Genomic DNA, 18658 nt, shown 5'->3' on the forward strand with positions numbered 1-18658 from the left:
ACCTCCTGTGTTATGTTGTAATAATATTATTATATATAAAACACCAGTCTCACACTATGATTATGCTTATTTTGAGGAATAGTTAGATTGACTATTAAAATTCTTGTTTTGATTCACCCATATATTTGCATGTTCTAGTGCTTTTTTAGTAGATTCGCCGATGATATCTGTTTCAGGGAACAAGACTGCTTCATCATCGGGAAGTAACTTACCTGAAGCTTTTAAATATTTTATCTGATTATTATCAAGGCCTGTTAAATAAAGTTTTCCTCCAACAGCTTGAAGATCTTCAGCATAATTATCAAGAATTTCAATGAGCGTAGCGCCCATTTGATTTTGATTTCTCATGCGTATAATGACAACAGGATTTTGGGCTTGTCCTATATCTGGTAAGCGTTCTTTGAAAGTCTGAGCTCCTGCAAAAAATAAGCTTCCTTCAACATTTAGTAATAAAACTTTATTTGAGGATAAGGTGGTTGGAACCTCAGCAACCTGATAAGAATTATTTAAAGGAATTAATTCTTTGACCTCGATGTCACTTGCAGAAGAAATGAAGTAAAACAAAATTGAAAGTAGAATCCCAACGGCAAAGGCAGTAGGAATATTAATAAATAGAACACAAAGTAAAGTGACGGTAAAACCAAGAATCGCAGACCAACCACTTTTTAAAATGGAAATAGAATCTTTAATGTTAACCGCTCCATACCCCGCAATCATGATGAGGGATGTGAGGGCTGGCATTGGAATTTGTTCGACAATATCGCCAAAAATTAAAACAATCGCAAGCATCCATAAACCTGCCATAACACCAGCGATTCTACTTTGTGCATTTAATGTCATATTTAAGGCGGTAGATCCAATTGATGCTCCAACTGGAATCCCAGAAAAGAGCCCCGAACTAATATTAGCAACTCCCTGTGCAATCATATCTCGAGAAGGACTAATCTCAGAATTATCTGGATTTTCAGCCATTTGACTTACTCCTACTCCTTGAATAGCTGAAATAGCAGCAAGCATGACAGCCGATCCGATGATATTGGGTGTAATAATACTAAGGTTAGGTAGAGATAGTTGGGGGAGTCCTTTGGGAATCTCACTAATGTCTTTGACAATTTCTACCGATTCAAAATTTCCCAAAAAGACAAAAAGTGTCCCAGCTACAAGGGCCAAGGCAGATGAAAATAATTTAGCAGGTGTTTTTCTAAGGAACAACATTGTTGCCATGGTGATGAGTGCTGTGACTAAGGCGATGAAGTTCCATTCATTGACTTTCATTAACGTTTCTAGGAAACCAAGCACACTATTAGAAGCGTGTGGAGTATATCCAACTAAACCTGAAAACTGTCCAACGATTAGTAATAGACCGACCCCATACATAAAGCCACGGATGACGGGATAAGAAATGTATTTCATTAGTTTGCCAAATTTTAATAATCCAAAGAGTAACATGGCGATGCCTGTTAGAAAGACTAAAGTAAATAAAGCGCTTAGTCGTTCAGGCTCTGGTATATTTTCAACTACATCACCGGCAAAAACTGCTGATGCAACGGTTGCAGAGATCAGCATTAGCTGTGAAGAGGTGAAGCATGACCCAACGCTCGGTCCAAAAATAGAAGCGTAGAGGCCATGGATGGGATTCACTCCTACCATGAGAGAGGTTGCAAGGCCATCTGGAACATTTGAAATCCCGTTAACGAGGGAAGCCATTATATCGGCTAATAGACCTTGCTTATCATGGGATATTTCTTTATCAGCATTTAGAATCCGTTCAATTTTTGCTTTTTGAGCATCCTCTGTGCCTACTCCCTTAAGGTAGGCATCTGAAATATTGATTCCATCTGGATTATTAGGTGGAGTCTTTTCAAACGTTTCTAAATTATTTTCCGGATCTATTTTGTTTTTCATATCTTTACTCTCTTTCTTCTAGAATAATAAGTAGGTGTAGCCAATAATAAAAATAATGACTAAACTTACTGTTAAAATCGTGACTGTGATTAGATTTAAATGGCCCAAGAAATCTTCTTCGTCTTTATCTTGACGGTGGATATGATTGATATAACGATAAACTTGTCTAAAGCCAAACCAAGCATAGATAAAACAGAGGATCCCTAATAAGATGAGTCCTCCACCTAATAAAAGAGCTAAGCTTCTATCGGTAGAATCTCTTAATAATCCTCCTAACGACCAGCCAACACCTGCCATTGAGAAGCCGGTCCGAATCCAAGCTGCATACGTTCTTTCTGCCGCTTGTAGGGTACGGTTTCTTGCCAAATCGGATCTGATTTCTGCTAAATTGGTTCTTTCTAATGCTAAGTCGTAACTGCTAGGGTGTTTGGTTGTTTGGTGTTGATTAGTATCAGTCATTTTTAGCCTCCGTTATGTCTTTTACACATCTAAAGCCGGTATGACAAGTTGAAGAGTTGGCAGTATTTCCATTTCGTCCTGCTACCCTATAACGATTGCAATAAGAATGATGACAGAGAAATGATCCACCTTTTAAGGCATAAGGTTCTTGACTGTATTTACAGTGTTCTTTCCAAATCTCGGATCCTGTTTGTTGATTAAAGGTTGTTAAGTCAATTCTTTCAGGATTACTACACCACTCCCATACGTTTCCTGACATATTGTAAAGTCCAAAATGATTGGGTGGAAATGAAATCGCAGGTGCAGTTGCAAGGTAACCATCTTCTAGAGTATTTTTGTCAGGGAAAGATCCCTGCCATATGTTAGCGAAATGTTTACCTTCAGGGGTTAGTTCATTTCCCCAGGGGTATTTTTTACCTTCCAATCCTCCCCTAGCAGCATATTCCCATTCAGCTTCACTTGGAAGGCGATAGTTTTTCCATAAACAATACTCAATCGCATCATTCCGTGAAATATGTACAACTGGGTGATCAAGTATATTTTCAATCTTTGAATCGGGTCCGTATGGTTTTCTCCAATTAGCATCTTCTACAAGATACCACCAATTAGCATGGTTAAGCGGTATACTTTTTTGTTTTACTTTTGGATCTAATAATGAGCTGAAAACTAAGGAGCTCCCCTCTTTTTCAGCATCAGTGATATAAGCTGTCGCTAAATAGAAGTCTAAAAATTCTTGATTAGTAACCGTGTGATTACAAATTTCAAAAGAATGATCAATAGAAACTTCTATCGCTTTGCCCTCTTTATCTGTTTTAAAGCCCTCTTGTTCGTCACTTCCCATAATAAAATGACCAGCAGAAATCATTATCCAATCACTTGTCATGTTAAAGACCTCCTAGAATCTTAAAAATTCTGCCTACAATTTACTTCTATAATTTATCATACATGTTATAAATTGACTTAAAAAAAGCTCACTATTGTCAACCTATTTTAAAAATAGGTTGACAATCAGAGGGAGATGGATAAACTATAATTATTATTGAAAGGAGATACTATGAAAACACAAGAGATTACACGAATCGCAATTGCTATTGCTCTTTTAACAGTAGCAAGTCAGCTTACTATTCCAATTGGCCCCGTTCCCATTACTTTACAAACGTTAGTAGTGTTAATTATTGGATTAACACTAAATAAACGAGAAGCATTTGTGAGTCTAGTTCTTTATCTAGTTTTAGGTTTAGTTGGACTGCCGGTATTTGCAGGATTTAGTGGAGGTTTTTCTTCCGTTTTATCCCCTTCATTTGGCTTTCTTTTATCATTTCCCATAAGTGGGTATTTATTGGCTCGGCTTAGAGAATTAACAATTCCTCTTGTTATTAATGTGGGACTTGCTAGCTGTTTAATTTATATTATTGGACTTATTTATATGGCAGTTATCTTAAATATTTATTTGGATAAAAATTTAGGAATGATGCAGATTTTGTCCTTAGCAATGTTTCCTTTTATTCCAGGCGATATTGGTAAAGCGATCATTGCAGTTATCGTGAGTCGACGTTTGAACAAGAAATTTTCATAAAAAAAGACAGGTCAGTTTCCTGACTTGTCTTTAGGATGATTAAAACGTTTTAACTTTAAAATCATTGAAATCTTCTTCAGATAAAGATTCCAAAAATACTTTGGCTAGTTTTACAGTGTTTTGAAAATCTCTGTAAGAACAGAATGATAAATTTGTATGAGCATATCGAGTGGGAGTGCCTAAAGTAGCAGTGGGTACTCCTAAATTTGAAAGATGGATAGAGCCAGCATTGGTTGATCCCCCTTCTCTGACGGCATGTTGAAGAGGAATTTCATGTTTAGATGCTAATAGTTTAAAACGTTTAAGTAGCCATTCATTTGCAATATAGGAATTATCCAAATAGCGTAATTGAGGCCCCATGTTCATTCGAGCCTGTTCGGTGAACTCATCGCCAGTAAAATCATCAGAAGGTGTTCCTTCAAAAACGATTGCCAAATTTGGCTTTACGAGTTGACTGGTCACTTTAGCTCCCCTTAAGCCTACTTCTTCTTGTGCTGCAAAAGCAGCCACTAAATTATATGGAAGGTCTTGTATTTTATCAGCTAATTCATTCATGACAGCAAGAGACACTGCAACCCCAATGCGATTATCAAATGCTTTTGCTAACATTGTCTGGTTTTTTGAATGATAGATAAATTGAGTGGCTGGAATAATGGGTTGACCTACTTCAATTTTAAATTCTTGTATCACTTCTTCTCTTGAACAAGCCCCTATATCAATTTTTAAGTCTTGAATCGTCAAAGGTTTTTGTCTTTCTTCAGCGGTCATAAAGTGTATAGGTTTGCTTGTACAGATACCATGGTGGTAGTCTCCTTCACTATCTCGTACTAAGTAATGTTGAGCAGAAATATGTGTAGGGAGCCATCCTCCTAATGGTTGAATCAATATTAATCCCCTGCTATCAATTGCTTTAACCATAAAAGCAACTTCATCTGTATGAGAATCTAGCATTAAAGTAGGTTTTGTTGAATCTATTTGGTCAAGATTTAAGTAGGCATTCTTTAAGTGGTCTACTTGCAGTTGGTAATTGTTCTTATACTGTGTAATCACTTTGATTACGTCATCTTCAAATCCAGGTGCTCCTTTAGCATTTGTTAAATCTTCGATTAAATTTAAATACTTCATTTCCATCCTCCTCTATATGCATATTATAGTGGATGTAAGCGCTAAAATATAGTTGCGCTTGTTTTATTTTTTATCAACTTCTGAACTTCTTCAATAACACCGTCACAATATTTTTGTTTCGCAATAATATCAGCAACAGCCTTAGCTTCACTAAGCGCATTTTGAACAGCAATTCCTTTTCCTGCTGCTCTTAATAACGCAATATCATTATGATTATCCCCTGCTGCAATAGTTGCTTCCATGGGAACATTCAGATAATCTGCAATCCAGGCGAGAGCTCGTCCTTTATTAACATTTTTACCAATGATATCCATGGCCCAATCTGAGAAAGTCAGATAATCATATTCTTCCTCTAATTGTTGAGAAAGGTTCAATAATCTTTCTAATCCTGTGGTTGGATCATCATCTACTAGTAATATTTTATCGACTTCTAATGTTTTCCAATCCTGTTCAGTTAGAGGTTGAATAATTTGATGGGTAAAATTTTGTTTTCGCTCTTTTAGGATAAATGGACTTTCAGATAAAGCGTATTCTTGACCGTTAATGGCATAAATAACGGTTATTCCCATTTCGTGTGCTTGTGTAATTATTTCTTTTAAGGGTTCAATTTTAATTGTAAAGGACTCAATTACTTTACCTTCTTGCATGATTGCAGCCCCATTACTTGTTGCATAAGGTAACTTTAGTTGAAGTTGGTCAATAATGGGTTGAATAGCTTGTCCTGATCTTCCAGTTGCAATCGTAAAATAAATATTATGATTTTGGAGAGTTTGAAGAAAGAGATCAAAGTTTTTACCAAATTGTTTGTTGTGATCTAGAAGTGTATCATCAACATCTGAAACGAATAATTTATACATATCATCACCTTTGCTCATTATAGATGATAAGCGTTTTAATAGAAAGTGTTATTCATCATCCATTAAGTGCATAATAAAAAAACGAGGAAATTCATCCCCGTTTTTTAAAAATTAATTGACTAATTTAGGTTCCATTTCTTTTTGAATCATCTCTTTTGGTAGCATATTAACGACTATATTTGCCATTAAAGGGATAAGCAGAGCATCATCAATTAGTCCCAAAGGACCAAGGATTTCCGGTAACATATCAGTTGGTAAAATAACATATGCAAAAGTAAAAAGAATTAATAGTCGAGCTAATAAAGGCGTTTCAGATTTAAAGATTGATTTAAAGAATAAAGGTAATTTATCACCTAAGCTTAGTTTTAATTGTTTAGTTTTCATAAAAACACTTCCTTTTTAAGATATTCTAACGACTATAAGAACATTATAACAGGTGGTATTTTATTCGCCCTCATGCTTGAGACCTATTTATGAAACCTTGTTAAGATGCAGTTTATTTAATATTTAGTTGAAAATTTCATACAGTAATTTATATGAATGAATGCGAGCCTCTTGGTCAGGGATTGGCATGTAAGCCATTATTTCGTCTATGCCAAGTTGTTCAATTTCTTCGCTTAGAATGCTTTCTACTTGTTGAGGTGTTCCTTTAATAAGAAAGCGTCGATCATACTTTTCTTTTAACATGTTATGTTGCTCCGAAGTAAAAGTAATATCTTTTGCATCTTCTAATTTCATCAGTTGAATTGTCGGATTTTTAAGATTAGCTATTTCAGCTGGTTTTGCTAGATAATTCGCCTCTTTTTCACTTTCTGCTAAGATAATAAGATAAGAAACCATTACGCTCGGTTCTTGAAAGAATTCACTCACTGTAAAATGATCACGATAAGCTTGAAAGACTTCAGGGTCTGTCGCTACTCCAAAAAATTTAGCAAAAGAATAACCTAATCCCATTTCACCCGTTTTAATGGCTGATTGGCCTGAAGAACCCAGCATCCAAGGCTGAGCAAAGGTTCTTGTTTTTTCAGGAATTGCCTTGGTGTATTGGTAAAATGCGGGTGGCTTTTTATCTGTTAGATAGTCCAAAATAATTTGAGATTTTTCAAATAAATGATCAAAATTAATCGGGTTACCTTGAGATAAAGCCATCATCCCATTGTGATCGGTTCCAGGGGCTCTTCCAATCCCAAGGTCAATTCGGTCAGGCGCTAAGAGGGTTAAGGTCTTAAATACTTCTGCAATCTTCAAAGGAGAATAATTCACAATCATGGTGCCACCTGTTCCGAGTCGGATCCGATCTGTTATTGCTGCCAAATAGGCCAGTAAAATTTCAGGTGATGAGCTGGCAACAGATGACATACCATGATGTTCTGAGGCCCAATAGCGATCATAGCCTATTTCTTCTAAAGCCTGAACCATCTTGATTGTTTTTTGATAACGTTCTTGTGTTGTTTCCCCTTCACTAAGGGGTAAGAGGTCATGGATTCCTAATTTCATGACAATCCTCCTTTTTCTTTTAATTGAAAGCTCTTCCCGTTCATAGTTGGGAAGAGCTTGTTCTTCTTATAAGTATTTGTGATGGAAACTTAAATGTTCTTTAATAAAAGTTTGGATCATATAGTAAGAATGATCATAGCCTTCTTCATATTTATATTGGATAGGATGTTTTGACTGCTTGGCGGCGTGAATAAATGTTTCTTCATGAAGTTGTTCGGGATAGAAATTATCCGCCCCGCCTTGTGTAATGAGGATCGGAGTTGTAGCGGTGGATTGTTTAATTAAATAAACTGGATCCCATTCATCCCATGATTCTTCTCCAAGATAAGCAGTAAAAGCTTTGCGTCCCCACGGCACTTGGCTTGGATTAGAGATAGGAGCAAAAGCAGAGATTGATTTAAAGCGTTCGGGATTTTTTAATCCGATCATTAACGCTCCAAACCCTCCCATTGAGTGCCCCATGATGGCTTCTTGCTGGTTAAAGTTTGGCAGTAAATCAATGACTAATTTTGAAAGTTCTTCTAATATATAATCATACATTTGATAATGGTGTTTCCATGGTTCTTGACTTGCATTTAAGTAAAACCCAGCACCTTGTCCCAAATCCCATTCATTAGAATCAGCGATGGATTCTCCTCTTGGTGAAGTGTCAGGAATAGCGATGGCCATTTTATAGTAATTAGCATGTTCTTGGAATGCTGCCTTAGTAGAAAAATTTTGATCATTACAGGTTAATCCTGAAAGCCACCAAGTAAGAGGAAGGGCTTCATTTTGAGGATTATCGGGCAAAAAGAGAGAAAAGGTCATGGGACATTCTAAAACTTTTGAATCATGTTGGTATCGTTTTTGAAATCCGCCATGAACTTTGACGTCTTCCAATAATTCTATCATTGGCATGTTGTCCTCCTATGCAAAAGTAATAATATCGCGTAGAGATTTACCTTGTGTTTGCAAGTCGATCGCTGTATTAATCTCATCAATGGTCATTCTATGTGTAATGAAAGGATCTAAGTCAATTTTTCCTGCCATATGTTCTTTTATCAGTTCAGGTAAGCCAGTTTTTCCTGTTACTCCACCAAATGAGGATCCTTTCCAAGTTCTACCTGTAATAAGTTGGAAGGGACGTGTTGCAATTTTTTCTTGACCTGATGCTACTCCCATAATCACGGAAAGTCCCCAGCCTTTGTGGGTGCATTCGAGACCTGCATTCATGGTATCAGTATCGCCGACACATACAAAGGAGTAATCAACGCCACCATTAGTCATTTCAATAATGTAATCTTGGATAGGTTGATCGATCTTTTGTGAATTGATGAAATCCGTTGCTCCAAATTCTTCCGCAATCGTTTGTTTTTCATCGAAGATGTCAATCGCTATGATTCGAGAAGCATTTAGAGTCTTTAACATTTGAATGGAAGCTAAACCGAGCGTTCCGACTCCAAAAACTGCTGCAGTGGATCCTTCCTCAAATTGAGCATCATTTTTAACGGCACCCAGTCCGGTTGTTACACCACAGCCTAGTAGAGCAACTTTATCTTCTTCTGCCCCTTCTGGTATTTTTGCAACGGAAATATCGGCTAATACGGTATATTCAGAAAATGTAGATGTTCCCATAAAGTGATAAATGATCTCACCATTATAAGAGAAACGACTGGTTCCATCTGGCATAAGACCTTGCCCTTGAGTTTCTGAAATGGCAGAACAGAAGTTTAAGCCTTTTTTGCAATAGTCACATTCGCCACATTCAGGCTTCCACAGAGGAACTACTTTATCCCCTACTTTGACTGATGAGACGCTTTCTCCGACTTGCACGACTGTACCAGTGGCTTCATGACCTAAAATACAGGGGAATTTTCCTGAGGGGTCATTTCCTGATAAGGTATAAACATCGGTGTGACAGACTGAGGTGAAATCGATCTTAACAAGGACTTCATGTTCTTTAGGTTCCTCAACATCAATTTCTACAATGGATAATGGTTTTCCTGCTTCAAAGGCAACTGCCGCTTTAGATTTAATGGTCATGGGTGTACTCCTTTTTATTTTCGTTGATTACTCTATAAGTATCATCTCATAATTATTCTTAGGAATTCAATTAATATGAATTTTAATGATCAAATCTGATAAATGTGGAAGTCATATTATCGGCGGTATGAATAAAAGCCCTAAAGACTATTTAGTCTTCAGGGCTATGTTTTGTTTAGGATGTGATTATTTTAATAAATCTAAAATATTATCTAAAAGACCACCATTTGAATTTTGTTGTGTGTTTGAGGATTGCGCTTGATTTTGACCAAAGATAGAATCTAGAATACTTCCACCCTCATTACTTGGTGCTTTCTTTTGATAGTTACGTAAAGAAGAGTTGATTTCTTCGACTGAATTCTTAGTTTCTTTCTGGATTCCGTCTCTATCTAATTGTTTTGTATCCTTACGATCTGCTAAATATTTTAATACTAAGGGAGCAATTACAATTAAAGCACGTTTTACAGCTTCTGGCGTTAAGCCAAGCGTATCTGCAATGCGATCAATGATGTTGGTTTGCTTATCAGCAAAAACGTGGCCTAAAATTTTATCTCCATCTTGAGGATCGACATTTTGAGTTAATTGATCAAGTGAATCATATTGTTTAACATCTTCATGTTTGTTAAGAGCCTGGTCAAAGGATTCTAATCCCCTATCTGATTGATTGTTTTTGTTAATAGCAGAAAGGATCGCAGGTAATCCAACGGCAGCAATTCTTCCGAAATCAGCCATATCTAGTCCTGCTTTATCTGCTAAATTTTTATTACTTTGTACTTGAGAACCAGATAACAATAATTCCATTAAGTTTACATTATCAAATAATGCCATATTCTCATCTCCTAAAGTTTGATAGGTTAAGAATACAATAATAAATTTGAAAGCGCTAGTAAAACGCATCTTCCCCATTATAAGAAGAAACAACCAGAACAATTGTTTCTGGTTGTTTAAATCTTTATGAATTTTCTACGTAATAATTTGTTAACTTTTGAATACTTGAAGCAGGAAGTAAAGTATCTAAAATCATAAGGTCATTAGAAGTAGAGAGTTGTCCATCATCGACTATTTGGTTCAGAATCAAATTCTCACATAGATTTGCGATCGATTGTAAAGCCAGTTTCATCGGACCATTAATTTCTTGCTTCTGGAAAAATTCGACGAGATAAGCATATTGACTATTACTTAAAAGCTCTTCATCAGATGCCAAATCAGAACCTATGATATTGATCATTTCTTTGTAGTGCGTGAACATATCACTACGGGTAGTAGTGTTTTTCCATAAATCAATGTTTGGCACATTAATCGCATTGATGGCAGAGATATGTGTAGGATAAAGTTTTAGGTCTCTTACCTCTTGATCAGTTAAAGTAAGATTGCCTTTTTCAATCGTTTGATTTTCATCCATATTTTGATGTTGGGTTTCAGCTTCTTCAGTTATTTCACTTTCAAAAGGTTGAGGATCATCTGATTCTTCAAGATGGAGTGGCTTCAAATCTTTAATGCCTACTGTATTGTGTAAGAAAGTATCATCACTTGTATTATTATTTTCGATTGGTTGAAGATCTTCTAGTTTTATATTCTGGTTAGAGCCACTGAAATCAATTGTTCGATGTTGTACTTCTTTACGTTTGGGTTTGGTAAAGTTCATAATAAAATAAACAAGTGATTGCATAGCAAACCATAGACACCAGCCAATTAAATAGATCCAAGTTTTGGTGAATCCTAGATAAAAAAAGATACCTGTGAGCAGTAGGATTAATAAAAATCGAAGATCATGTTTCACATATAAGCGATGATAGCCAAAAATGCCCGCAATTAAGCATAAAAACCCTGCAAAAATTGGACTCTTTTCTTGTTCATAAAATTCATCGGCTGGTATAAAAAATAAATTAGTGATTCTTTGCATGCTTTTACCCCATTTAATCTGTTTTGTTTTATTATAACAATTATATACTAAAAAGATAAGTTAAGACAAATGTCATTTTAATTTTGTTGAAGTGACTGTAAACGGTACATATCATAATAAGTGCCTTCTTGCTTAATGAGCTCTTGGTGTTTGCCCTGTTCGATAATTTTTCCTTTGTGTAAAACATAGATTTGATCAGCATTCTTAATCGTAGACAAACGATGGGCAATAACGATTAAAGTAGATTGTTCTCGAATTTTTTCAAGACTGTTTTGTATATATTGTTCGCTTTCTGTATCAATATTTGCGGTTGCTTCATCTAATATTAAGATGTTGGGTTGACGAATGACTGAACGTGCAATATTGAGTAATTGTTTTTGCCCTGCTGATAAAGAGTCTCCTCCTTCACTGACTATGGTATCATAACCTCTCGGTAATTCTCGAATAAAGGAATCGGCCCCTGTGAATTTAGCCGCCTTTATAACCTCTTCGTCTGAATATTGTCCATGAAGGCGAATATTATCGTAAAAATTTCCATAGAACATAAAAGCGTCTTGTTGAACCAGCGCAATATCTTTCCTCAGACGCTCAATCTTAAAATCTTTTATTGATACATCATCATATGAAATGGTCCCTTTTTCGTATTCATAAAAGCGCATTAGAAGATTAATAATAGTTGATTTACCTGATCCAGTATGACCTACTAAAGCAATCATTTGCCCTTGATCAGCTCTTACTGAGATGTCTCTTATGACATTATGAATGCCATCATAGGAAAAGCTGACGTTATCAATTGCTAATTTTCCTTGTATTTCATAATTTAATTGTTTGCTTGATTGGGTTGGAATGAGATCAGGATTAGCAAGTAAATCTCTACCTCGGGAGGCAGCCACTAAACCGTCTTGATAAATTGACAGTGAATCGAGCATACTTCCAATAGGGTTAAAGAAAGATTTTGAATAAGAAGTAAAGGCGTAGATAATCCCAATATCCAGGTCCATTCCTTTGAGTAATTGTCGTCCAAAAATGATAATGACAAGAACTAATACAATTTGTTCAATTAGATTAACAGCAGGCATCAAACATAAGGCATTCATCTTGAACATATCAATTCTGGCTGTTACATAATCTTGATTGACTTCATCAAATTCTTGTTTCATTCGTTCGGTTTGGTTAAATTGTTGGATAAGCCACATTCCAGTAGTTGATTCACTCAACCTCGCATTGACTTGTCCTAATGCTGACCGCATTTTGCGATAAACAATGGTTGAAATTTTTTGATAAAAGTAAATTAAAGCAAAAATAAGGGGCAAAAAGGCCATAAATGCCCAAGAAATTTGTGAATTTAAGGAGAACATGGCAATTCCGACTGTTACAGCGTTGATAAATCCATCAAAAAAGGTCAAAAAGACATTCCAGAATTCTTTGATGGTTTCTGTATCATTTGTAACTCGCGAGACTACTTCGCCATTAGGTGTGAGAGTGAAATAATTTAGACTGAGCCCTCCAAGCTTCTGATATATACGATTTCTAATTTGAGCTACTGTGTATTCTGAGGCCATAAAAAAATAGAAATCCTTGATATAAACGAGTATCATTCTCACGATTAACAATCCAAGATAGGTCAAAGCTACTTGTAAGGTAACTTTATATGTGGCTGAATTTGTGACGAGTAGGTTGTCAAGATAGCGCTGGATAATGATGGGTAGATAAGCAGCAATACTAGAGGCTGCCAACATGGCTAAAATTGAAATAGTAAAACGCCACCACTGTTTCTTGGCGAATGAGAATAAGTAAGCTAGAAGACTAAATTGTTCTAGGAAAGAAAAGGAGGTTTGTTTATGGATTTTATTCATGCGACTCCCCTCCTCCTGCTAATTTTTCTTCTAGTTGTTGTTGCGTGTACATATTTGCATACCAACCGTTTATTGCCATGAGTTCATTATGGTTTCCTCTTTCGATGATGCGACCCTGATCTAAGACAATTATTTCTTGGGCTTCCATGACAGATGAAACACGATGAGTTGCAATAATGGTTATCCCCTTTTGGCGTTTTTCTTTTAAGTTAGATAAGATAATTTGCTCTGTTCGCGCATCTACTGCAGAAAGTGCATCATCCATTAATAGGATGTCAGGTTCAAGTGCAAGTGTTCTAGCGATTGAAATTCGTTGTTTTTGGCCTCCTGATAAGCTCACTCCTCTTTCACCCACGTAAGTGCCATATCCATCTGGTAAATCGAGGATATCTTGATGAATGTGTGCTAATCGAGTATATTCTTCTAATTTCTCTTGCGTCATTTTAGGTTGTCCAAAACGAACATTATCTTTAATTGTCGATGAAAACAACAAATTATTTTGAGCAATATAACCGACATGCTCATGAAGATAATCTAGGTCGATAGTTTCCAGTGGAACGTTATCATAGAGAATTTGACCTTGGTTAACATCAAAGTGACGAACTAATAAGTTGAGGAGGGTTGATTTACCAGAGCCCGTTTTACCCACAATTCCTAGTGTCTCTCCTGATTTAATATGCAATTGAATATTATTTAAGGCGGTAGTTGTAGAAGTAGGATATCTAAATTCTTTAATATCAATTCCTATATCATGGAATGGAAGCGAGGAGATTCCGTTAGAGGGGCTAGTGATCATTGCTTTAGTTGATAACAATTCTGTTACTCGATCATAAGAAGCGTTACCTCTTTCCATTGTATTAACAAGTCGCCCTACTGCAAGCAACGGCCAGGTCATATTGCCAAGATAAGAAAAATAGGCAATTAACTCCCCTAGACTGATACGGTTTTGGGCTACAAAGTAAGAACCAAAAAATATAGTAAGAACATAAGAAAGTCCTGTTATCCAATCGATAATAGGCGTATAAGCAGAGTTCATAAGATGAACTTTTCGATTTTTAGTAATGACATTTTCTGTTGTGGTAATAAAATCTTGATAATTGTCTTTTTCTTCTCCAAATGCTTTAATAACTTTCATCCCAGCAATACTCTCTTGGACATGATCATTCATTTGAGAGAAGGACTCGAGGGATTCGCGGAAAAATATATTGATCCATTTGCCTAAATAGCGAGCCACGATGATTAAGAGAGGAAAAGGCAAAATAGTAGTAATCGTTAATTTCCAATCAATTAATACGATCATGGAAAATAAAGTTACAACCGTAATAGAAAGTGCATCAGTCAAAGTTAAAATTCCGCCACCAGCAACAAAACGCAAGGCGGCTAAATCATTTGTAGCATGTGCCATTAAATCGCCAGTTCGATATTGATTATAAAAATTTTGGTCCATCTGGGTAAAGTGGTGATAAAGTCGATTACGCATAATGGATTCTAAAATTGTAGAATTAGTAAAGAGATGACTACGCCACATATAGCGAAGAGCATACATTAGAAGTCCAATAGCTAATAACCCTATACTATGGATCCATAAACTTTTTCCTGTTAAGGTCCCCTTACTCATTTGATCGACAACAGAACCAATCATTAGTGGAATGATAGCAGATAAGATTGCACACGCTGTCAAGCCACCGATTGCAAAAGCGTAGGATTTCCATCGTAATTTGAAAAACCATGCTAATTTTTTAAATATAGCAAACATTTTTAAGCTCCTTTAATATATTCCAATCATGATTGTAATATATTTGAGTCATAATTGCATGCAAGATTATCTTTTGTTTGAGGGTCTAGCTTATGATTTATAAAAAATACTAGTTTGCTTCTGGGACATGATGCTGTTTAAGTAATCTTAAACCATTTAAAATGACTAAGATGGTAGATCCTTCATGAAAAATAACCCCCGCTGGTAAATCCAAGATTCCCATTAAATTCAAAATAATTAAGAGAATGATCACACCAACTGCAAACACAATGTTTTGCTTGATAATTTGATTAAGCTTATGACTTAATTCATAAGAGTAAAATAATTTTGAGAGATCATTTTTCACAATTACGATATCTGCTGATTCCATTGCCACTGATGATCCAGATCCCATCGCAATTCCAATATCAGCATTAGCAAGAGCAGGAGCATCGTTAATCCCATCTCCTATCATACCTACGGTTTTATGATCATTTTGTTTTTCTTTTACCAAATTAATCTTATCTTCGGGTAAGCAAGCTGCTTGATAGCGTTTGATGCCAAGTTGTTGGGCAACATCGGCTGCAACCTTTTCATTGTCACCGGTAATGAGGTACATTTCAACACCTGACTGTTGAAAATTAGATACAGCGTGGATAGCTTGGGGGCGGATTTGATCTGCTAGAGAGAGATAGCCCAATATTTTTCGGTCATTCGCCACAAGTATGGTAGTATAAGCTGTTTCTATTTTGTCAGTATAGTCGTGAATATTAGAAAGATTAGCAAAAATAGAAGGTTTTCCAACTCGGATGTTTCCTTTTTGAATACCAGAACCTGCTATTTCTTCTACAGGTTGATTGCGATCAATCTGACTCAAATTTAAGTGAGAGAAATGATCGACAATAGCAGTTGCGATTGGATGCGAAGATTGTTGTTCCATAAAAACGACCTCTTCTAGAATACTGTCTTCTAATTGATAATCTACAACAGAGAATTCACCTTTTGTAAGAGTGCCTGTTTTATCAGAAAAGAGAAGATCCATGGTATTAAGGGCTTCCATAGCGGCCCCACCTTTTACTAGGACGCCATTTTTGGCACCATTTGAAATAGCACTCAGGGTTGCTGGAGTTGCCGAAGCAACTAAAGCACATGGACTTGCTACCGTTAATAGCACCATTCCTCGATAAAAAGCTTCTTGGAAGCTGTAGTTTAATAGAAAATATAGACTTGCTATAAAGAGCGGGACAATAATAATAACGCCTAGAGCATAGCGCGATTCAAACCGTTCAATAAAGTTGGCGATTTTGGAAGGACGAGTTTGGGCTTCTTCCACCATGCGAATAATATTTGAAAAGATAGTCTCACTGCTTGTTTTGTTCACCTCTAAATGGAAGGCATCACCGAGGTTGAGGGTCCCAGCAAATACTTCTTGTCCTGAATCCTTTTCTACGGGAAGAGATTCTCCGGTTAAAGCAGCTTCGTTAATTAATACCTGACGATCGACAATACCGTCTATTGGAATAGAAGAACCTTTGGCAACGACAACAGTATTGCCGATAACGAGCTCATCCGTAGCGATTTCAATGATCTCTCCTTCTTCATTTAGTAATTGAGCAGTATTGGGAACTTGTCCCATTAATTCAGAAATAGCTTTACTGGATTTGTTAGTGGCGTAATCTTCTAATACTTCTGCGCCTGCAAAAATTAACAGTAGCATCGCCCCTTCTGATTCATATTGGATTAATACGGCACCTAAAGCGGATAAGATCATTAGTAAATCGACGTTTAATTTGCCATTTTGTATAGTTTCAAGCAGTGCATCTTTAGCAGCAAAATACCCAAGAAAAATAATGGAAAGATAAAAGGCAAATTGCGAGAGTACAGGATGAAGATTTAAGAGAATAAATCCACCGATTAAAAAGACTGTCCCAACAATAAAAAATTGCCCTTCTCGACTTTTGAATAGATGTTGTAACATGAATATTCCTCCTAAAAATTATTCGAGAAAACAAAAAAAGGAGCACACCAAAGACAGATAGATAAACTACTGTCTCACAGGTGTGCTCCCACATCTCTGCTGTTCCAATATTAGGAACCCGGCTGCATGAATTAAATTCACCGCTTGTTCAGATATATTAACTTGTTTTACTCATATTTATATGATACTGTCAAAAAAATGAAAAGTCAACTATTTTTGACAATTTAAATTTTTTCAACTTGTTCAACGGTTAGAGCTGGTACAACATTTTTATTTGATACTTTAAGACCGTCCATTTTACCTGTAAGTTTTACTTGGTCTCCTGATTGAAGGTTAAAATGATCATGATTAATAAATTTTAAGGCAACTAGTTTTGTTCGATCATTTTCATCTGCATTCAATGAGCCTAAAGCTGTTGCTCCTTCGACACCTAAGTCTTCAGTAAAGAATGAAGCAAGTTGTCCCGTTAAAGTAACCTGGCTACCTGCCATTCCATTTGGACTGTTAATTAAGTCTTCATAAGTTACCGTTTGTAAATCTTGATTTTGTACGGGGGAAGTGCTGTTGAATGTTTGCTCTTCCATGTTCATTGTAGGATCAGTCTCATTCTCAGCTTCAACTATTTTTACGGATGAATGATCATCTAAATCATCTTCTTGAATAGTTTCTGAATCTGTTTCAACCTCTCTTACGTCAGAATGATCATTTAAATTATCTTTATTATTTTGTTCAAATATATCTTCTTCATCCGTTTCCTTATGATGATCAAAAGTTGTAAATTTTACATCTTCTCTTGATAAGTCAGCTTGATGGTCTTCATTATGTTGCACTTTTTGAGCGGCTTGACCTTCGTTCATAATTTGAACTTCATCACTTTCTTCTTGATTTAAAGCGTTTGTTGAAGAAGCAGTACTTGCATTTACATGGCGAACACCTAAACCATCTTCATAATGTTCATCTGTGACATGAGGAGTAATATTAGTGTCTTTATTTTTGCTTCGACTGGTGAAAAGAATTATGGCTAATATAGCAATAATAGCCAAGATTATTAAAATTGTTGTTGTATCCATACTCTATCTCTCCTTTAAATTTAGTTAATGTTATTATACCCTAGTTTAAATCGAAGCAGAAATATTTTGCATAATCGATTTTTTAGATATAATAGATTCAATATATTAAGGAGGTAATGATAATGAAAAAGGCGTTAATTCATGTGGATTATACGCATGATTTTGTTGCTGAGAACGGAGCTCTTACTGCAGGGCCTAATGCCATCGCTATTTTTGACCAGATAATGGATAAGACAAAACAATTTGTAGAAGAGGGAGAATACTTAGTCTTTGCGATTGATACTCATCAGAAGGATGACCCTTTCCATCCTGAAAGTCGCCTCTTCCCTCCACATAACTTGTTAGGGACTAAAGGTCATCAACTATATTCCGGTTTAGAAGATTATTATCAAAGCATCAAAGAGAAGGAAAATGTTTATTACCTAAATAAAACTCGTTATTCAGCTTTTGCGGGAACAGATTTGCATTTGAAATTAAGGGAAAGAAAAATTGAAGAGCTTTATCTTTTGGGTGTTTGTACGGATATTTGTGTCTTGCATACCGCTATTGATGCCTATAATTTGGGTTATTCGATTAAGATATTTAAGAATTGTGTGACTTCATTTAATTCACAAGGACATTTATGGGCATTAGAGCATTTCAAGAATTGCCTGGGGGCAGAGCTTCTCTAAAAAC

The 18658-nt window shown here is 36.0% G+C and carries 17 protein-coding genes and 1 riboswitch; of the genes, 2 read left to right on the forward strand and 15 right to left on the reverse strand.

Annotation, left to right across the window (positions count from 1 at the left end; translation table 11 throughout):
• Nucleotides 1–66: 66 nt before the first annotated feature.
• Genes HZY91_RS00785 through HZY91_RS00795 form a run of 3 tightly spaced genes read right to left on the reverse strand, consistent with a single transcriptional unit; the run spans nucleotide 67 to nucleotide 3247 of the window.
• On the reverse strand, nucleotides 67–1905 hold the full coding sequence (locus HZY91_RS00785; RefSeq protein WP_197113636.1) for a SulP family inorganic anion transporter: 1839 nt from the start codon (nucleotides 1903–1905) through the stop codon (nucleotides 67–69).
• Between the two features lie 18 nt (nucleotides 1906–1923).
• Nucleotides 1924–2364, reverse strand: coding sequence for a DUF202 domain-containing protein (locus tag HZY91_RS00790; RefSeq protein ID WP_197113638.1), 441 nt, complete (start codon nucleotides 2362–2364; stop codon nucleotides 1924–1926).
• Complete coding sequence (locus tag HZY91_RS00795) at nucleotides 2357–3247, reverse strand: formylglycine-generating enzyme family protein (RefSeq protein ID WP_197113640.1); 891 nt, start codon at nucleotides 3245–3247, stop codon at nucleotides 2357–2359. The genes HZY91_RS00790 and HZY91_RS00795 overlap by 8 nt, the downstream gene beginning before the upstream one ends.
• 171 nt (nucleotides 3248–3418) lie before the next feature.
• On the opposite strand from HZY91_RS00795, the gene HZY91_RS00800 reads away from it, so the two are divergent.
• The gene (locus HZY91_RS00800) at nucleotides 3419–3940 is read left to right on the forward strand and encodes a biotin transporter BioY (RefSeq protein ID WP_197113643.1); all 522 of its coding nucleotides are present in this window, start codon (nucleotides 3419–3421) and stop codon (nucleotides 3938–3940) included.
• 39 nt (nucleotides 3941–3979) lie between these two features.
• Here HZY91_RS00800 and HZY91_RS00805 read toward each other — a convergent pair whose 3' ends face one another.
• The 12 genes from HZY91_RS00805 to HZY91_RS00860 all read right to left on the reverse strand — a co-directional run bounded on the left by HZY91_RS00805 (nucleotide 3980) and on the right by HZY91_RS00860 (nucleotide 17983).
• Nucleotides 3980–5065, reverse strand: coding sequence for a M42 family metallopeptidase (locus HZY91_RS00805; protein WP_197113646.1), 1086 nt, complete (start codon nucleotides 5063–5065; stop codon nucleotides 3980–3982).
• A 41-nt stretch (nucleotides 5066–5106) separates the two neighbouring features.
• Complete coding sequence (locus HZY91_RS00810; protein WP_197113649.1) at nucleotides 5107–5922, reverse strand: HAD family hydrolase; 816 nt, start codon at nucleotides 5920–5922, stop codon at nucleotides 5107–5109.
• A 111-nt stretch (nucleotides 5923–6033) separates the two neighbouring features.
• Nucleotides 6034–6306 (reverse strand): YkvA family protein, encoded by a 273-nt coding sequence (locus tag HZY91_RS00815; protein ID WP_197113653.1) that lies wholly within the window; start codon nucleotides 6304–6306, stop codon nucleotides 6034–6036.
• Between the two features lie 123 nt (nucleotides 6307–6429).
• Nucleotides 6430–7419, reverse strand: coding sequence for an MsnO8 family LLM class oxidoreductase (locus HZY91_RS00820; protein WP_197113656.1), 990 nt, complete (start codon nucleotides 7417–7419; stop codon nucleotides 6430–6432).
• Between the two features lie 66 nt (nucleotides 7420–7485).
• On the reverse strand, nucleotides 7486–8307 hold the full coding sequence (fghA, locus tag HZY91_RS00825; protein WP_438940304.1) for an S-formylglutathione hydrolase: 822 nt from the start codon (nucleotides 8305–8307) through the stop codon (nucleotides 7486–7488).
• Between the two features lie 18 nt (nucleotides 8308–8325).
• Complete coding sequence (locus HZY91_RS00830) at nucleotides 8326–9435, reverse strand: S-(hydroxymethyl)glutathione dehydrogenase/class III alcohol dehydrogenase (RefSeq protein ID WP_197114535.1); 1110 nt, start codon at nucleotides 9433–9435, stop codon at nucleotides 8326–8328.
• Between the two features lie 192 nt (nucleotides 9436–9627).
• Nucleotides 9628–10269: a DUF937 domain-containing protein gene (locus HZY91_RS00835; protein WP_197113662.1), complete on the reverse strand. Its 642-nt coding sequence runs from the start codon at nucleotides 10267–10269 to the stop codon at nucleotides 9628–9630.
• Nucleotides 10270–10393: 124 nt separating this feature from the next.
• The gene (locus HZY91_RS00840; protein ID WP_197113665.1) at nucleotides 10394–11344 is read right to left on the reverse strand and encodes a TM2 domain-containing protein; all 951 of its coding nucleotides are present in this window, start codon (nucleotides 11342–11344) and stop codon (nucleotides 10394–10396) included.
• A 77-nt stretch (nucleotides 11345–11421) separates the two neighbouring features.
• The gene (locus HZY91_RS00845) at nucleotides 11422–13200 is read right to left on the reverse strand and encodes an ABC transporter ATP-binding protein (protein ID WP_197113668.1); all 1779 of its coding nucleotides are present in this window, start codon (nucleotides 13198–13200) and stop codon (nucleotides 11422–11424) included.
• Entirely contained in the window at nucleotides 13193–14956 is a 1764-nt protein-coding gene (locus HZY91_RS00850) for an ABC transporter ATP-binding protein (RefSeq protein ID WP_197113687.1), read from the reverse strand. Before HZY91_RS00850 ends, HZY91_RS00845 begins: the two co-directional genes overlap by 8 nt.
• A gap of 109 nt (nucleotides 14957–15065) precedes the next feature.
• Entirely contained in the window at nucleotides 15066–16913 is a 1848-nt protein-coding gene (locus HZY91_RS00855) for a heavy metal translocating P-type ATPase (RefSeq protein ID WP_197113690.1), read from the reverse strand.
• Between the two features lie 67 nt (nucleotides 16914–16980).
• A riboswitch (NiCo riboswitch) is annotated at nucleotides 16981–17074 on the reverse strand.
• 63 nt (nucleotides 17075–17137) lie between these two features.
• The gene (locus HZY91_RS00860; RefSeq protein ID WP_197113693.1) at nucleotides 17138–17983 is read right to left on the reverse strand and encodes a hypothetical protein; all 846 of its coding nucleotides are present in this window, start codon (nucleotides 17981–17983) and stop codon (nucleotides 17138–17140) included.
• A gap of 122 nt (nucleotides 17984–18105) precedes the next feature.
• Here HZY91_RS00860 and HZY91_RS00865 point away from each other — a divergent pair, with 122 nt between their 5' ends.
• On the forward strand, nucleotides 18106–18654 hold the full coding sequence (locus HZY91_RS00865; RefSeq protein ID WP_197113696.1) for a cysteine hydrolase family protein: 549 nt from the start codon (nucleotides 18106–18108) through the stop codon (nucleotides 18652–18654).
• Nucleotides 18655–18658: the final 4 nt, after the last annotated feature.

The sequence above is a fragment of the Facklamia lactis genome (genome assembly GCF_015863205.1).
Taxonomy (GTDB): Bacteria; Bacillota; Bacilli; order Lactobacillales; family Aerococcaceae; genus Facklamia; species Facklamia lactis.

Coding starts and splice junctions, on each gene's coding strand:
- HZY91_RS00785 (WP_197113636.1), bottom strand. CDS start 1,905: ATGAAAAACAAAATAGATCCGGAAAATAATTTAGAAACGTTTGAAAAG.
- HZY91_RS00790 (WP_197113638.1), bottom strand. CDS start 2,364: ATGACTGATACTAATCAACACCAAACAACCAAACACCCTAGCAGTTAC.
- HZY91_RS00795 (WP_197113640.1), bottom strand. CDS start 3,247: ATGACAAGTGATTGGATAATGATTTCTGCTGGTCATTTTATTATGGGA.
- HZY91_RS00800 (WP_197113643.1), top strand. CDS start 3,419: ATGAAAACACAAGAGATTACACGAATCGCAATTGCTATTGCTCTTTTA.
- HZY91_RS00805 (WP_197113646.1), bottom strand. CDS start 5,065: ATGAAGTATTTAAATTTAATCGAAGATTTAACAAATGCTAAAGGAGCA.
- HZY91_RS00810 (WP_197113649.1), bottom strand. CDS start 5,922: ATGTATAAATTATTCGTTTCAGATGTTGATGATACACTTCTAGATCAC.
- HZY91_RS00815 (WP_197113653.1), bottom strand. CDS start 6,306: ATGAAAACTAAACAATTAAAACTAAGCTTAGGTGATAAATTACCTTTA.
- HZY91_RS00820 (WP_197113656.1), bottom strand. CDS start 7,419: ATGAAATTAGGAATCCATGACCTCTTACCCCTTAGTGAAGGGGAAACA.
- HZY91_RS00835 (WP_197113662.1), bottom strand. CDS start 10,269: ATGGCATTATTTGATAATGTAAACTTAATGGAATTATTGTTATCTGGT.
- HZY91_RS00840 (WP_197113665.1), bottom strand. CDS start 11,344: ATGCAAAGAATCACTAATTTATTTTTTATACCAGCCGATGAATTTTAT.
- HZY91_RS00845 (WP_197113668.1), bottom strand. CDS start 13,200: ATGAATAAAATCCATAAACAAACCTCCTTTTCTTTCCTAGAACAATTT.
- HZY91_RS00850 (WP_197113687.1), bottom strand. CDS start 14,956: ATGTTTGCTATATTTAAAAAATTAGCATGGTTTTTCAAATTACGATGG.
- HZY91_RS00855 (WP_197113690.1), bottom strand. CDS start 16,913: ATGTTACAACATCTATTCAAAAGTCGAGAAGGGCAATTTTTTATTGTT.
- HZY91_RS00860 (WP_197113693.1), bottom strand. CDS start 17,983: ATGGATACAACAACAATTTTAATAATCTTGGCTATTATTGCTATATTA.
- HZY91_RS00865 (WP_197113696.1), top strand. CDS start 18,106: ATGAAAAAGGCGTTAATTCATGTGGATTATACGCATGATTTTGTTGCT.